This window comes from Marinagarivorans algicola (assembly GCF_001292705.1).
GTDB classification, from domain to species: Bacteria; Pseudomonadota; Gammaproteobacteria; order Pseudomonadales; family Cellvibrionaceae; genus Marinagarivorans; species Marinagarivorans algicola.
The window spans coordinates 36,424-52,576 of the sequence record NZ_LGAK01000021.1; the positions used below are offsets into that span (position 1 = coordinate 36,424).

At 44.2% G+C, this 16,153-nt stretch carries 14 protein-coding genes; all 14 read left to right on the forward strand.

The annotated features are described in order from the left end of the window. Nucleotides 1–117 precede the first annotated feature (117 nt). Nucleotides 118–2,340, forward strand: a complete 2,223-nt coding sequence (gene flhA / locus AC438_RS08800; RefSeq protein WP_053980885.1) for a flagellar biosynthesis protein FlhA — start codon at nucleotides 118–120, stop codon at nucleotides 2,338–2,340. A gap of 62 nt (nucleotides 2,341–2,402) precedes the next feature. Further along, nucleotides 2,403–3,932, forward strand: a complete 1,530-nt coding sequence (gene flhF / locus AC438_RS08805; RefSeq protein ID WP_053980886.1) for a flagellar biosynthesis GTPase FlhF — start codon at nucleotides 2,403–2,405, stop codon at nucleotides 3,930–3,932. Nucleotides 3,933–4,136: 204 nt separating this feature from the next. Then, nucleotides 4,137–4,958 carry a MinD/ParA family protein gene (locus AC438_RS08810; RefSeq protein WP_053980887.1) on the forward strand — a complete coding sequence of 274 codons (822 nt, stop codon included), beginning with the start codon at nucleotides 4,137–4,139 and terminating at the stop codon, nucleotides 4,956–4,958. A gap of 6 nt (nucleotides 4,959–4,964) precedes the next feature. Then, nucleotides 4,965–5,684, forward strand: coding sequence for an RNA polymerase sigma factor FliA (locus tag AC438_RS08815; protein ID WP_053980888.1), 720 nt, complete (start codon nucleotides 4,965–4,967; stop codon nucleotides 5,682–5,684). 462 nt (nucleotides 5,685–6,146) lie between these two features. After that, nucleotides 6,147–6,530: a chemotaxis response regulator CheY gene (gene cheY / locus AC438_RS08820; RefSeq protein WP_053980927.1), complete on the forward strand. Its 384-nt coding sequence runs from the start codon at nucleotides 6,147–6,149 to the stop codon at nucleotides 6,528–6,530. A gap of 169 nt (nucleotides 6,531–6,699) precedes the next feature. Then, the gene (locus tag AC438_RS08825; protein WP_053980889.1) at nucleotides 6,700–7,512 is read left to right on the forward strand and encodes a protein phosphatase CheZ; all 813 of its coding nucleotides are present in this window, start codon (nucleotides 6,700–6,702) and stop codon (nucleotides 7,510–7,512) included. Nucleotides 7,513–7,521: 9 nt separating this feature from the next. Beyond that, the gene (locus tag AC438_RS08830) at nucleotides 7,522–9,849 is read left to right on the forward strand and encodes a chemotaxis protein CheA (protein ID WP_053980890.1); all 2,328 of its coding nucleotides are present in this window, start codon (nucleotides 7,522–7,524) and stop codon (nucleotides 9,847–9,849) included. A gap of 36 nt (nucleotides 9,850–9,885) precedes the next feature. Then, entirely contained in the window at nucleotides 9,886–11,004 is a 1,119-nt protein-coding gene (locus AC438_RS08835) for a protein-glutamate methylesterase/protein-glutamine glutaminase (protein ID WP_053980891.1), read from the forward strand. 1 nt (nucleotide 11,005) lies between these two features. Beyond that, nucleotides 11,006–11,746, forward strand: a complete 741-nt coding sequence (locus tag AC438_RS08840; RefSeq protein WP_053980892.1) for a flagellar motor protein — start codon at nucleotides 11,006–11,008, stop codon at nucleotides 11,744–11,746. Next, nucleotides 11,743–12,603: an OmpA/MotB family protein gene (locus tag AC438_RS08845; protein ID WP_053980893.1), complete on the forward strand. Its 861-nt coding sequence runs from the start codon at nucleotides 11,743–11,745 to the stop codon at nucleotides 12,601–12,603. Before AC438_RS08840 ends, AC438_RS08845 begins: the two co-directional genes overlap by 4 nt. Before the next feature lie 378 nt (nucleotides 12,604–12,981). Further along, nucleotides 12,982–13,785 (forward strand): ParA family protein, encoded by an 804-nt coding sequence (locus AC438_RS08850; protein WP_053980894.1) that lies wholly within the window; start codon nucleotides 12,982–12,984, stop codon nucleotides 13,783–13,785. A 14-nt stretch (nucleotides 13,786–13,799) separates the two neighbouring features. Further along, the gene (locus AC438_RS08855; RefSeq protein ID WP_053980895.1) at nucleotides 13,800–14,996 is read left to right on the forward strand and encodes a chemotaxis protein CheW; all 1,197 of its coding nucleotides are present in this window, start codon (nucleotides 13,800–13,802) and stop codon (nucleotides 14,994–14,996) included. Nucleotides 14,997–15,095: 99 nt separating this feature from the next. Next, nucleotides 15,096–15,581 (forward strand): chemotaxis protein CheW, encoded by a 486-nt coding sequence (locus tag AC438_RS08860; protein WP_053980896.1) that lies wholly within the window; start codon nucleotides 15,096–15,098, stop codon nucleotides 15,579–15,581. Between the two features lie 30 nt (nucleotides 15,582–15,611). Then, nucleotides 15,612–16,019: a DUF2802 domain-containing protein gene (locus tag AC438_RS08865; RefSeq protein ID WP_162230715.1), complete on the forward strand. Its 408-nt coding sequence runs from the start codon at nucleotides 15,612–15,614 to the stop codon at nucleotides 16,017–16,019. The last annotated feature ends 134 nt before the right edge of the window (nucleotides 16,020–16,153 follow it).

Consider the following 16,153-nt stretch of genomic DNA (forward strand, 5'->3'; position numbering starts at 1 on the left):
TTATGCAATACATAGCCGGATTAAATATGCGGTTACGTTCAATATACCGCTGAGTGGAACATATTTTGCGATGCCTCTTAAACAAGTGACATTACGTCAAGGTTTAGGCGGTATTTAATGACAATTTCTTTATTTCAGCATTTAAAGCAAGTTCCTAAAAATATGACGCGCGCTCAGGCATTGGCGAATGCGCGGTCATTATGGCATGGTAATTTGTCAGTTCCTTTACTGCTACTCATGCTGCTTGGCATGATGATTTTGCCATTGCCCCCTTTCTTACTAGATGCTTTTTTTTCTTTTAATATTGCTTTGTCTATAGTCGTTTTATTGGTCAGTGTGTATACCTTAAAGCCAACAGATTTTGCCATGTTCCCAACGATTTTGTTGGTGGCAACGCTATTGCGTTTGGCTTTGAATGTAGCCTCTACGCGGGTAGTTTTATTAGAGGGGCATGAAGGCGGTGCAGCGGCAGGCAAAGTGATTCAAGCCTTTGGCGAAGTAGTGATTGGTGGTAATTTTGCTGTTGGCCTTGTTGTTTTTATCATTTTGGTGATTATTAATTTTGTGGTGGTCACAAAAGGTGCGGGGCGAATATCAGAAGTGAGTGCGCGCTTCACATTAGATGCAATGCCGGGCAAACAAATGGCGATTGACGCCGATTTAAATGCAGGTCTTATTGATCAAGATGAAGCTCGTGTACGTCGCGCAGAGGTTTCACAGGAGGCTGACTTTTATGGCTCTATGGATGGTGCCAGTAAATTTGTCAGAGGGGACTCGGTCGCCGGCATCCTAATTTTAATTATCAATATTATTGGGGGCTTGATTGTTGGCATGGTTCAGCATGAGTTAGAGTTTGCTGATGCACTCGAAAAATATGTGCTGTTGACCATTGGCGACGGTTTGGTTGCTCAAGTTCCCTCATTACTGTTGTCGACAGCAGCTGCCATTATGGTGACGCGTGTCAATAGCTCTGAAGATATGGGGAACCAGGTGACAGGCCAAATGTTTGCTTCACCGCGGGCTCTAGGCATAGCAGCGTTTATATTAGCTGTGATGGGCTCGGTGCCCGGTATGCCGCATATTCCTTTTTTAGGATTGGCGACTATTTGTGGCGCCTTGGCGTATTATATTGTTTTTAAACGCGATTTCGCTGATAGGGTTTTAGAAGAAGACGATACCACGGGTATGGCGGCTAGGCCCGTCAACCTTGATCAGCCATCGTCGTTGTCGGGTACCCCAGCGCTAGAGCATCAACCGCTCAACGATGATCCCGTTGAAGTTAGCTGGGATGATGTGAAGCCGGTTGATATTTTGGGTTTAGAGGTGGGCTATCGTCTTATCCCATTAGTGGATAAAAATCAACGGGGTGAACTGCTCGGGCGTATTAAAGGCGTACGCAAAAAACTCTCCCAAGATATTGGCTTTTTGATTCCACCTGTCCATATTCGCGATAACCTAGATTTACTCCCTAATACGTACCGTTTAACGCTAATGGGAGTCGAAGTTGGTGAAGGGGAGGTATTTGCTGACAAGTCTATGGCAATTAACCCCGGTGAAGTATTTGGCCCTCTGGCAGGTATCGCTACAAAAGATCCGGCGTTCGGCTTGGCGGCGATTTGGATCGATGACGCACAAAAAGAACAAGCACAGACGCTAGGGTATACCGTGGTTGACCCCGCGACAGTGGTGGCGACACATTTAAATCAACTGGTCAGCAAGCATACGTACGAGCTGCTCGGGCATGAAGATGTACAAAAATGGCTTGATTTATTGGCCGATCAGTCACCTAGGCTGGTTGAAGAGCTAGTGCCTAACACGCTTTCTATTAATCAGTTACTTAAAGTACTCCAAAATTTATTGCGTGAGCAAGTTAGCATAAGAGATAAGCGCTCTATTGCCGAAGCTTTAGCTGCCCATGGCGATAAAAACGCCGATATTAGCACCTTAACTGGCTATGCACGCGTCGCACTGGCGCGACAAATTGTCCAGAATATTATAGGCAGTGAGCCTACGTTAAATGTCATTACCTTAGACGCATCACTGGAACACTTGTTGCTACAGTCATTGCAGCAAGCACAAAAAGTTGGCGCAGACGCAGCCAGTTTGATTGAGCCGCAATTGGCCGAACGCCTCAATAAATCTTTGTTAGAGGCAGGGCAAAAAATGGAAGCTGCAGGTGTGCCTCAGGTGTTATTAGTGGCAGCACCTATACGCTCAATGCTGGTTAAATTTACACGCTTTAGCCTGCCGGATTTATATGTGCTAGGTTACAACGAAATTCCAGATAATAAAGAAATCTCTATTCAAGCGAGTGTGGGTGGCGATTTAAACAATACATAAAACAGATGTGTTGAGGGCAGCGCTCAAAGCATTTACTGGGTTGATATGAGACAGAGGTATTTATGACAACAAAACGATTTTTAGCCAATGATATGAGTCGAGCGTTAAAAAAAGTGCGTGAAGAGCTTGGCCCTGATGCCATTATATTGTCAAGCAAGCGTGCCGACAAAGGCGTAGAAATTATTGCCACGCTTGATGACGTGTCGCCCTCACCTGAAAAATTGGCAAAAAAGCAATTTGCAGCACGCTTTGATGAAGACTTAGATCAACCACTCGATAGCGATACACAATGGGGGGATCACCACCAGGCCCAGCGCATTGCCGCCAACACACAGGTGCAGGCATCGGTTAGCCGTTCAGTACCTCACGAGGCACGCTTTAAGCCCACAGCAGCGAAAGTAACTCCTCAAAACCAGCACATACCCTCTTCTCGAGCGAACGATACTCAGTCGATAGCGAGTGAACCCTTCGAGTCAGCGGCTATCCATGCCGAGCGTTTAGCGAGTGAAATTCAAGTGGCTCATGAGCGTATGCTCGCTGCTCGCGGGCAACACTTTCATGATGATGCTGATCCGTCATCCTCTGTTAGCGCACAATCTGTACAAGGGCAAAATCGTCAAGTAGCGGGCTTTACCCAGCAAGTAAAAGCACGAGGGTTAGAAGAAACTAGCGACGTGCCAAATGATAAATTACACTCTCTTTATAACGAAATTGCTGAAATGCGAATGCTATTAGAGGAGCAAATGTGGCATCGCGAGCAGGCACCATCGGCATTACTCGGCGCAAAACCGCTAACAGGTAGAGCTAAACAATTGGCTGCACAATTACGTCATCTAGCACTTCCCGAGCCTCTAACGCAGGCATTACTCGAGTGTGCTAATGACGAAGAGCGTTTACCAGTATGTTGGCGTAATGCTTTAGGCATGCTGGCGCGCAAATTACCTATCGATACTCGAGACCCGATAGAGCAAGGAGGTATATTTGCTTTTGTTGGGCCTACGGGAGTGGGCAAAACGACAACGGTTGCTAAATTGGCAGCACGTTATGTACTGAATCATGGACGTGGAAAGGTTGCTATCGTCACCACAGATACCTACCGTGTTGGCGCGCACGATCAGCTAAAAGCACTGGGGCGTATATTGCAAGTGCCCGTGCGCTCCATTGAAGGCGAGCATCAAATGGAGGCTGTGCTGGCAAGCCTTAAGCAATACTCTTTAATTCTCATCGACACGGCTGGGTTTCGCCAAGGTGATACCAAGCAGGCACAACAAGAAGCTCTGTTGAGCGCTTGCCCAGAGTTGCGCCGCATTCTTGTTATGGCATGTAATAGTCAAGCACAAATACTAAAAGCCTCAATACATGCTTATGGCGTACAACCGCTCTTAGGATGCATCATGACTAAACTCGATGAGTGTGCCAGCTTAGGTGAAGCCTTTGGCGCGCTTAGCGATGGGCGCGTCCCGTTATTATATAGCGCAGCCGGTCAAGAAATCCCTGATGATATTCAGCTTGCCAGTGCCACCAACCTTGTGGCTTTAGCAGTTAAGCTTGCACGCAATGACGAAGGCCGAAAAATGGCGGCAGGCGCTTAATATCGCCACTTATGTGCTGAGTAAATGGCGCTTAACAGTGGATAAAAGAGACCGATGGCAAGCGTGAAACACCAAAGCTTCTATACTTGATAAATGGCTGTGCATATGTGTTGAGCTATGACCCATTTAGTGCGTGCTTTATGCCGCGTTGGTCAATACTAAACAGCTGAAATACTAAAAGCCAAACAGAAGGATGTATTGTTCATGAGTAGTCATCCCGTAAAAGTGATCGCTATAACTGGTGGTAAAGGCGGTGTAGGTAAAACAAATATCTCTGTCAATTTGGGAATAGCCTTAGCTCAGATGCGTCGCCGAGTGGTACTAATGGATGCGGATTTAGGTCTAGCCAATGTTGATCTTTTACTTGGTTTGCAAGCGCAATTTACACTGGCAGATGTCCTCAGTGGTGCGCGTACTTTGCAGCAGGTTATGTTGCATGGCCCTAGTGGCTTAAAAGTCATTCCTGCCTCTTCTGGAGTGCAAAAAATGGCGGCTTTATCTGCTGGTGAGCACGCCGGTATTATTCATGCTTTTAGTGAGTTAGGCGACCAAATGGATGTGTTGCTGATTGATACGGCAGCGGGTATTTCCGATACAGTGGTGAGCTTTGTGTGTGCTGCACAAGAAGCAGTGATTGTGGTGTGCGATGAGCCTTCATCGATCACAGATGCCTATGCTCTCATGAAAGTGTTAAATAAAGACAATGGCGTTATGCGCTTTCGGGTGATTGCGAACATGTGCCGCAGTGTTGCCGAAGGGCAAAGACTATTTAATAAACTGAATGCTGTCTGTGAGCGCTTTTTAGATGCCTCGATTCATTATATTGGCGCGGTACCTTTCGATGAAAATTTGCGCAAAGCGGTCCAGTCACGTAAACCTTTACTAGAATATGCACCGCGTAGTAAAGCAGCGCAGGCCATTTCCATGATTGCCCAGCGCTTAGATCAGCTGCCCGTCCAGCGCAATGCCAAAGGTCATCTCGAATTCTTTTTTGAGCGATTACTTTCGGTCAGCGGGCAAAATTAAAGGTCTATTGTGTATTTACCATCAGCAGAGCTTAAACCTGCAATTAATATCGAAGACTATGCATATCTTGTGAAGCGTATTGCCTATCATATGGTGGCACGTATGCCAGCTTCGGTGCAAGTTGATGACTTAATTCAAGCGGGTATGATTGGGTTACTAGAGGCATCACAAAAATATCAAGACGATAAAGGCGCAGGTTTTGAAACCTATGCTGGCATCCGTATTCGTGGTGCGATTGTAGATGAAATGCGAAGAGGAGATTGGGCGCCAAGATCGGTGCACCGTAATGCACGACGAATTAACGACGCTATTGCTAAAGTAGAAGCGCGAACAGGGAAGGATGCTGCCGACTGCCAAATCGCCGAAGTCTTAGGTATTAGTCTCGAAGAGTACTATGCAATGGCACAAGATTGTGCGAGCACTAAGTTGTTTAGTTATGAAGAGACCTTTGATGAGGACGGCGAAGAAATATTGACAAGCGATAGCTCAAAACAGCATCAAAATCCAGCCGACATGGTGCAAAAGCAAGCCCTTAAAACCGCATTAACAGAGGTCATTAAAGGTCTTAAAGAACGCGAACAAATGGTGTTGAGTTTATATTACGAGCAAGAATTGAATTTAAAAGAAATTGGCGAAGTACTGGGTGTAACAGAGTCACGAGTCAGTCAAATTTTAAGTCAAACAGCCTTGCGTATTCGATCGCGGATGGCGCAGTGGCAGCGCTAATCTTGTAGAGTACTAAAGCTGAGTATTTCGATGCACTGCCATCGCGCGTTATTCTTCTATAAAACCCTCTCCTTGGGTCGCCTTGGGCGATGACAAATTGTACTAAAAATCATTATTTAATTCAAAACGAAAACTGGCTAGCCGCCATTGACCAGCTAGACTTATGATTACTCGGGATGGGTTTTTAGTATTGTTAATCTGCAAAAAATGATGACAATCGTGTGGTATACCCTGACTGTGGAGCACTGAAATAGCGTATTTAAAATAGGTACTCAAATAGGCGATTTAAAAATTCATTATCCCAGTATTGATCTATCTATAAATTGATCTATTAAAATAGTTGAACACAATAATGTGGTAAATAATGAAAAGGCTGTGCGGATTGCTTCGTTGTTAGGTTGCGTGAATAGTCTTGGGGCTCAAGAAAGAACGTCGATCTTAATCACCATTTTGGAGGTTGCATTGGATAAGAATATGAAAATCCTAATCGTTGATGATTTTTCAACAATGCGTAGGATCATCAAAAATCTTCTCAGGGATTTGGGCTTTACAAATACACAAGAGGCAGATGATGGAGCAACAGCATTACCGATGCTCAAAAGTGGTGATTTCGATTTTTTAGTTACAGATTGGAATATGCCAGGTATGACAGGTATTGAGCTGTTAAAGCAAGTGCGTGCTGATGAACGTTTAGTCTCGCTGCCGGTGTTAATGGTGACAGCAGAAGCCAAGCGAGATCAAATCATTGAAGCTGCACAAGCGGGTGTAAACGGGTATGTTGTTAAGCCTTTTACTGCACAAGTGTTAAAAGAAAAAATCGATAAGATTTTTGAGCGCGTAGGGTAGTTCCTACTTTTTAAAGCATTGTGCCAGCATTGAATTAATAGGTTAGTAAAGTGCAGGTGTTTTGCTGTGTTGCATAGTCATTATGTTTGCTGCGATTTATGAGTATATGCTAGCAGCTTCATTATAAATATGTGTGTGAGGAACTATCGCTGCGAGGCATTGAGTTATTATGGAATCAACGGATAATTGGCATCACGACGAACAATTTCTGGATGAACTGAAAGAGTGCTCAGCTCAGCTGGTTGAGCAATTACAAAAAAAGGATTACGAGAATGCCTCTGGCGTTATCCGCTCTATCATGGACTCGCGAGATCAGCACCTGTTTAATTCTGTGGGTCAATTAACCCGTGCTTTGCATAGCGCCATTGTCAATTTCAATGTTGACACTGATATGACTGGTGTCAATAGTCATGCTGATGGCAGTGATAGCGAGATAAAAGACGCATCCGATCGCTTACATTACGTAATTAATATGACACAAAATGCGGCTGAAAAAACGATGGATCGTGTAGAAATTGCGGCGCCTATTGCGATGAATTTAGGCCGTGAAGCTAAAACACTAAAGGATGAGTGGGACCGGCTCCGACGGCGAGAGGTGAGTAAAGAAGAATTTGCTCAATTATATGCGCGTATCGATGAATTTTTACTTGGTATGACATTAGGTGCCGATGAATTAAATGAAAACTTACAGGCCATTATTTTAGAGCAAGGCTTTCAGGATTTAACCGGACAAGTACTAAAAAAAGTCATAGGCTTAGTGACAGATGTTGAGAATGAACTGGTTAATCTAATGCGTATCGCAGGAAAAATTGAAGCAGTTGCAGGTATTAGCACTGACAAACCTATTGACACTTCATTATCCAAGAAAAAAACGGTATCGCCCTGCGAAGCAGAAGGGCCTCAAATTCATGCTGCACAACGTGACGATGTCGTTAACGGTCAAGACGATGTTGATGATTTATTGTCAAGCTTAGGGTTTTAAGGAGCTGCTATGTCTTTTGGTGAAGATGAAGAGATACTTCAGGACTTTTTAGTCGAGGCTGGAGAAATACTAGACCAACTCTCTGAGCAGCTGGTGGAGCTCGAGCAGCGACCTGATGACCGAGACTTACTGAATGCTATCTTTCGAGGATTTCATACGGTCAAAGGTGGAGCGGGATTTTTACAGCTCAATAATATGGTGACATGCTGTCATGTCACAGAAAATTTATTTGATATTTTAAGAAACGGTAAGCGCCCTGTAACCTCTGAGTTAATGGATGTCGTATTGCAAGCACTGGATACGGTCAATTCTCAATTTGAAGATGTACAGCAACGTCGCCCTGCGTTGGATCCGCCTGCTGAATTGGTGACTCGATTAGAACGTTTAGTTTCGTGTGAAGACCTAAACGATAATGTGGAAGAACTTGCGTCTTTGCCACCGGAATCTTCTAGTCAGGTAGTCAATGATCATCTGGATTTATCGGATGATCAATATGAAGGTTATATGGACGCGATTTCTGATAAAGACGAAGCGAGTGCCAGTACGCATGTTCCAGAATCGTCGAGCAGTAATGAAATATCAGAAGAGGAATTTGATGATTTATTAGATCAGTTACACGGCAAGGGTTCTGGCCCAGGTGTGGAATCCTCAAGTCACACCGCAGCGGATTCGACACCTAGCGCCCCTAAAGCCTCTAACGCTGCTAGTGATCACTCAAGCGATGAAATCTCCGAGGATGAATTTGAAGCATTACTCGATCAGCTGCACGGTTCGGGTAAGAGTCCATCAGCAGCCGAAAAATCAGCCGATCCGGTTGTTAATACAGCTGCGTCTCAAGGTGGCGACTTAATAACCGATAGTGAATTCGAAGATTTACTGGATCAACTCCATGGCGCAGGTAAAGGCCCTACGATTGCATCACCTTCACACGATAGCAACTCGAGCATAGCATCAGCACCTTCGTCAGTGACACCAATAACACAGGCGCCAAAAGCTGCGACGTCATCCGGCATGAAAAAAGTGCCCGCTGCAGCAGGGGTAACTAACGCCAAAGCCTCAGATTCTGGCACTCATATAGCCGCCATTGGTTCGGCTAAGCCCACTGTATCACCAGCACCTGCGCGTGAAACTGCAAGCGGGGGTGCTAGTGTCAATGCTGCTCCAGCAGCAGAGGCGACAGTCAGAGTCGATACTCAGCGGCTAGACGATATTATGAATATGGTCGGTGAACTGGTCTTAGTCCGTAATCGTTTAGTGCGTTTAGGGCTAGACGCTAATGATGAGTCACTGTCTAAAGCGGTGAGTAATTTAGATGTTGTCACGGCCGATTTACAAACCGCAGTGATGAAAACGCGGATGCAGCCGATCAAAAAAGTATTTGGCCGTTTCCCGCGTGTTGTACGTGACCTTGCGCGTAATCTAAAAAAAGAAATTGTACTTGAGCTGGTTGGAGAAGAAACCGATCTAGATAAAAATCTCGTTGAAGCACTTGCTGACCCTTTAGTTCACTTAGTTCGAAACAGTGTTGATCATGGTATCGAATTGCCTTCAGTACGTGAAGAAAAAGGTAAATCCCGTTTAGGAAAGGTAATTTTAGCAGCAGAGCAAGAGGGCGATCATATCTTGTTATCCATTACTGATGATGGCGGGGGTATGGATCCGAATAAGCTCCGAGAAAAAGCGGTGGAAAAGGGAATACTCGATGCCGATGCAGCTGCGAGGTTGTCAGATATTGAAGCGTTCAGTTTAATTTTCGCACCAGGCTTCTCAACAAAAACAGAAATTTCTGATGTCAGTGGTCGTGGTGTCGGCATGGATGTGGTTAAAACTAAAATCACTCAGCTCAATGGCTCTATTGATATCGATTCTAAATTAGGTGAAGGGACGCGTATTGCCATTAAAGTACCTTTGACTCTAGCGATTATGCCAACGTTAATGATTATGTTAGGACGTCAGACATTTGCCTTGCCGTTAGTAAGTGTTAACGAAATTTTCCATATGGATTTACGCAAAACCAATGTTGTCGATGGCCAAGAATGTGTAACGATTCGAGAAAAAGCTATTCCTATTTTCCATCTAAAGCGCTGGCTGGTTCGCGGGCCTGTATCGGCTGATAAACCAGAAGAAGGGCATGTTGTCATTGTGAATGTTGGTACACGTAGGGTTGGCTTTATTGTTGATCAGCTTATTGGTCAGGAAGAGGTTGTGATTAAGCCATTAGGTAAAATGTTGCAAGGAACGCCCGGTATGGCGGGCGCAACGATTACAGGTGATGGAACTATTGCGTTAATTTTAGATGTACCTAGCATGTTGAATAAATATGTTGGGGTGATGTGATTTTATTATTAATGTTTAAATGGATTGGGCCTTTGTGTGATTTATAATGTCTTAGTCGTCGACGACTCTAATTTCTTTCAGAATAGGTTAACAGAAATTATTAACGAGCACCCCGATTTGAATGTTATTGGGGTTGCGACGAATGGTCAAGAGGCGATTGATCTTGCCAGAGAATTAAAACCTGATGTGATTTCAATGGATTATGAAATGCCATTGCTTGATGGTGTGACGGCAGTCAAGATGATTCTTGCTGAGCAAAAAGTGCCTATTATTATGTTCTCATCGTTAACTTATGATGGTGCAAGAATTACACTTGATGCATTAGATGCTGGCGCTGTCGATTTTATATCTAAAAATTTTTCTGAAATCTCTCAAAACTCCTCACATTTAAAACAAAAATTACATTCACGCCTATTATCGTTTGCGAAAAAATTTAATCTGGCTAAGCAGCAGGGTGAGCAGGTCGACTCTCAAAACCAAATAAATCATGTTCAATCTGAATTTGAACCTACATTAGATGAAAATTCTAATGACAATCAGAAAAATATATTAGTACATAATAAGAAGCACTTGCCTTTGCATGTGCATCGACCCAGTAAAAGTAAATTATTGGTGATTGGTGCATCGACGGGTGGCCCTGTTGCGGTACACCAAGTTCTTGATGCTTTGCCCAGCGACTTTCCATTACCGATTGTTGTGATTCAACATATGCCACCTAATTTTACACGGGCTTTGGCCGAACGCCTCAATAAAGTGTGCGCTTTAAATGTAACAGAAGCTAAAAATGGCGATCAATTAATAGCTGGTAATATTTTAGTGGCTCCAGGGGGGATGCAGTGTATGTTTAATGCATCCGGTGCCGTTAAACTGCTCGAAGGTGATGATCGCATGAATTACAAGCCCTCATTGGATATTGCTTTTGCATCGGCCGCTAATTGTTTTGGTGCAGGTGTTTTGGGTATTGTATTGACCGGTATGGGAGCTGATGGCTGCGAAGGTGCAAAAATATTAAAGCACAAAGGCGGCACGTTATGGGGGCAAGATGAAGCTAGTTGTATCGTCTATGGCATGCCCAAGGCAGTCGCTGATGCTGGGTTATGCGATCAGGTGATGCGGCCTGGTGAAATGGGTGCTGCATTAACGCGAGTCACATAGTATGGATGGTTTAACTGTTATTGGTATTGTTGTTGCTTTTTCGGCGGTTATTGGCGGTAATTATTTAGAAGGTGGTGCTTGGCATTTATTAATTAATTATCCTGCTGCAATCATCGTGTTGGGCGGTACTGTCGGCGCAGCTATTTTACAAACACCTAAAAATATTTTAAGGCGTGCCTTAATTTTATTGATATGGGTTATTAAACCCCCGCTGTTATCTCAAAAAAAAACGATTAAGCAAGTGGTTAGCTGGGCTGAAATTGCGCGAAAACGAGGGTTGTTAGGGTTAGATACCATTATTGCATCAGAAAAAAATATTTTTATAAAAAAAGGACTGCAAATGTTGGTAGATGGCACTTGCGCTGCCAAAATAAAGCAGGTGTTAGAAAATGATATTACACTACTTAAGCAGCGTGATAATGATGCTGCAGGCTTTTTTGAATCGATGGGTGGATATGCGCCTACGGTAGGTATTATAGGGGCAGTTATTGGCTTGATTCATGTAATGGGTCATCTTGGGAGCCCTGAAGAGCTTGGCCCTGCATTAGCTATTGCTTTTGTTGCAACGCTTTATGGCGTTAGTATGGCTAATTTAATATGTCTTCCTGTGGCTAATAAATTGCGAGCGCATGTGAATAGAGTTGCGATATGGCAGCAGTTATTAGTTGATGGTATTTCAGCTATTGCCGAAGGTGATAACCCTAAAGCTATCGAGGCGAGATTGAGCGGTTATTGCTTATGACTTTTCGGTCACAGCAATTGACAGGACCTGACCGCTGGCAAGTCAGCTATGCAGACTTGCTAACGTTGTTATTAGGGTTTTTTATTGTGATGTATGCGATCAGCGCCATGGAATCCGAAGAAAAAGAGCAAGTTATCAAAGCACTGCAGCAGAGTTTCATATCACCCACACCTTTACCTTCGTTATCATTGCCTAGCATGAGCCGTTCCGATAGCCAATTTTTTACTATTGATATGCAAGGGCAGTGGTTATATTTAACGGTGGCGAGTGAGGCTTTGTTTGATAGTGGCAGTGCAAGCCTGACATCAGTCGCAAAACGTGAATTGACAAAAATAGCTCCAATGATCGCTGCGCAATCAGGTGTGGTTGAGGTGGAAGGCCATACAGATAATCAACCCATTCATACGGAACGTTATGCCAGTAATTGGGCTTTATCGAGTGCCAGAGCGGTCGCTGTTGTGGATTTTTTTGTTAGTTATGATCATGGTGTGCAAGGTGAGCGCTTCAGAGCGGTTGGTTTTGGACAGTATTCGCCGATTGCCGATAATGATTTGGCCTCAGGACGCAAAAAAAATAGACGTGTCGTGATAAAAGTACAAAATGATAACCCTTTAATTATGCAGAAGTATTTTGATAACAAAACCCATCATTCCTATGATTATTCAGAGGGTGATTATTCCGTACAGCCCGCCTCATCCTCTTCTGATGTTCGTCTTGATAATGTTAACGAGGCAGATATTGGTAATACTGTGCGTTCAACGCAAGATGTTAAACAAATATTGCAGCAACGACTGCTGAAAAAGGGTATAACGCCCCAAAAAAAAATAAATGGCGGTGTTAAATTTTCAAAAGATTAGCCGCTATGTCACTGCTTTGTCACTCTTCAAATTAACGGATAAACCGCAGTAGGCAGGGGTGATGTATTATTTTCTGGGCATTTAAACCGAGCGTGTTTACAGCGGCCCAATTTCGCTATCGCCGAATAGTGACGTCGCTTTTACCTATGAGATACTGAGTATAGTGGCTCATAAGTCAGGTACTGCTATTCAGAGCTTCCTTGCAGCCTTCTCTTGCCAACATTCAGAGTAAGGGCTAACCCTGGTTATCTTAGGCAGTGATATAACGCTTTAATAGTGGGTTTTAGAGCGGTTCTGGATTCAATGTATGTGCTAATACTGGAGCGAATATTGCTTTGTATTTTCACAGATCAATGAACTCATCGTCGGGTATTTAAGATGGAAGTCTGGACTATTGCAAATCAAAAAGGTGGTGTCGGTAAAACTTCTACCACTGTGGCCTTAGCAGGCATTGCTGCCGCAGCAGGGCAGCGGGTTTTAATGGTCGATTTAGATCCTCATGGTTCATTGAGTATGTATTTTAGGCAAGAGCCTGATTACACCCACAAAAGTACTTACACTTTATTTGAAAAGCGAAATCGATTAAATAAAGAATTACTACTCAGTTTAATTCGAAAAACACCTCTGCCGACATTACATTTATTGCCAGCGGCAACAGCATTAGCTACGTTAGAGCGGCAAATGCATGCCTGCGATGGTTTAGGCTTGGTGATAAGCCGCGCACTCGAGCTGATTAAAGAGGACTTTGATCTGGTTATTCTTGATTGCCCGCCTGTATTGGGAGTATTAATGATCAATGCGTTGGCGGCCTGCCAGCAATTGATTATTCCCGTGCAAACAGAGTACTTAGCGATAAAAGGTCTTGAGCGAATGCTGCATACATTAAAGATGCTTGGGCGTTCAAGGCCCACCCCTTTATCCTATGTTGTGGTGCCGACGATGTTTGATCGCCGAACATCAGCGAGTGTACAAAGCCTGCGCGCCTTACGGAATGAGTACGGCGATTGTGTTTGGAAAGGTAAAGTTGTCATCGATACACGCATTCGTGATGCTAGTAAGGCCGGTGTACCACCTAATTTATTTTCACCGCATTCTTCCGCGGTTGAGTGTTATCAGAGGCTTTATGATCAGCTTGCTTGCCATGAAATACTCACCGATGGCGAGCATAGGTGTGCCAGTTAATTTGGGTTGCTATTATGTCTGATGTTGTTGATCAATCGGAAGCAGGGGATGACCCCCTTGAGCACTATATGATGAGCCTTTTTAGCGTGCCGAGCAGTACGTCATCAAAACTCGACATCACGATACCGCAAGAGGAAAAGCAAGAACTAGAGCGCAATCAGAATACCGTACTTCGAAAAAGCCCCAGACTTAATACAGTGACAGGCGAGATGCATACAGTGGCTTCCGATCAGCACCCAGATAAAGGCTCGCTGATTACTGACGACGGCCTTAAGGCTTCATCAGGCACCACTTCGATACTACCGACAGTAGTTGATGATTGTAAAGCAAGTGCTTCCATCTCCACGCCTAAAAAATCAGATTACAAGGCAGAGCAGATTCCTACTGATGTATTGTTGGCGCCGAATCAAAAAAGAGAGCTACAGGCGCTCTTAGATCAAAGTCTTAATGCTTCTTTGACGTCTTGTGCTGATGAATCTTATCGTCAGCCCATCGCAAGTCCTCAACGCTCAGTGGTCGCAACAACGATTGCCGCGCAAGATAAGCCGCGTATTCAGGCATCTACGCTCCATGATTCGGGCATAAGGTTATCGGATATACCGTTGCCTAGCACTCATCTAATGCCAGCCATCAAAACCGAATGTACTGATGAGATGCGTGTTAATCATCAAGTATTAACGAACTCTGACGTAAGCGCACTAGAGGCGGTATGCAAAACAATATCACCCGATTTACCGGACTACCGCGCTCATTGGAGTAATCACTGTCCCTCGTGGGCCCAAGGCACCTTTGATGCACTGCTATTCAAATGCCGAGGGGTGACCTTAGCTATCCCTTTAACCTCGCTCGGGCATATTTATACTCATGAGGAGAGGCTCAAGCAATTACCTAATACACCGTCATGGATGCTAGGGGTTAAGCCTTTGCCTCAAGGTCAGTTAAAAGTCATTGATGCAGGAGCATACTTTATGCCTGAGCGCGCGCCTAGCCTTAATCTAGAGGGTGAACTCTATATTCTCGGTTTGGCGGGGTGCTTATGGGGTTTTGCGGTCGATACTCTCACCAATCCAGTAACTATTAAGCCCGAAGACGTTCAGTGGCGATCTTTAAATAGCCATAATCCCTGGCTCGCTGGCGCAATTAAAAAGCAAATGTGTGTCTTAATTGATGCCCCTGCATTGCTGACTTTTTTGCAGCTGCCATCTGTCTAAAGCTTACAATCCTATCGTTAGGCTACTGGCACAGCTGCTGCTGTCGTCTATAGTAAAGAAGAGTAATGTATTATTGGCAGCTTTTTGAGGGCGCAGGGCATGACGGCACAATTAACAAAAAAAAACCCCAGTGAAGATCCTGTTTTACAGTGGGTGACATTTCATTTGGCCGGTGAAACGTATGGCGTTAATGTGATGCAAGTGCAAGAGGTTTTGCGTTATACCGAAATCGCCCCTGTACCCGGAGCGCCGCATTATGTTATTGGCATTATTAACTTGCGTGGCAACGTTGTGACGGTGATCGATACGCGTAATCGCTTTGCACTATCGCCTGGTGAAATTACTGATAATACCCGAATTGTGATTATTGAAGCTGAAAAAAATGTTGTGGGTATACTCGTTGATAGTGTTGCAGAGGTTGTTTATTTACGTCAGTCAGAAATTGAAACCGCCCCTAATGTGGGTAACGAAGAAAGCGCTAAATTTATTCAGGGCGTCTGTCATAAAAATAGTGAATTACTGATTTTAATTGAATTAGATAAGTTGATTTCTGATGAGGAATGGGCAGCCATAGGTGGTTTTTGATCATCATGCAGATAGCGATATGAGATGTTCATGTTGAGCGGTAGTGTCATATTAGAGGGGGCTATTATTGCTGCGGTAGGTGTACTGCCTGCACTGATTGTTTTGTATATATGTTTACTACAGTGTCGCAGGTATGCGCGTAAAGCTGCTTCGGATCACCAAATATTATTAGATTTACAAAAAGCACAGGCTCAATCGTTAAAAGTTTCGATTGGCATGGGGCAGCGAATGCTGCATTTAGAAAAGCGTGTTAAAACTTTACTTGAGCAGCCTACGGCAGAGGTCATGGAGGAGCCGTCTTTTTCCTATTCACAAGCAGCCCAAATGATTCGGCAGGGTGCGGATGTCGATACTATTGCCGCGACCTGTGGAATATCTCATTCTGAAGCTCATCTGATGCAACGTATGTGTGCTGAAGGTTTGGTTGAAAGTGATTAGTTTATGCTTATCTTGTGAGCTGTGTATGGCTGGACGTGCTCAGTGCTTTATCGCAATAAATCAATAAAGTGTAATAATCAAATATGCAACTATTCAGAGGTGCCGAAGTTGGGCACTCACGAATTATTGTCTGG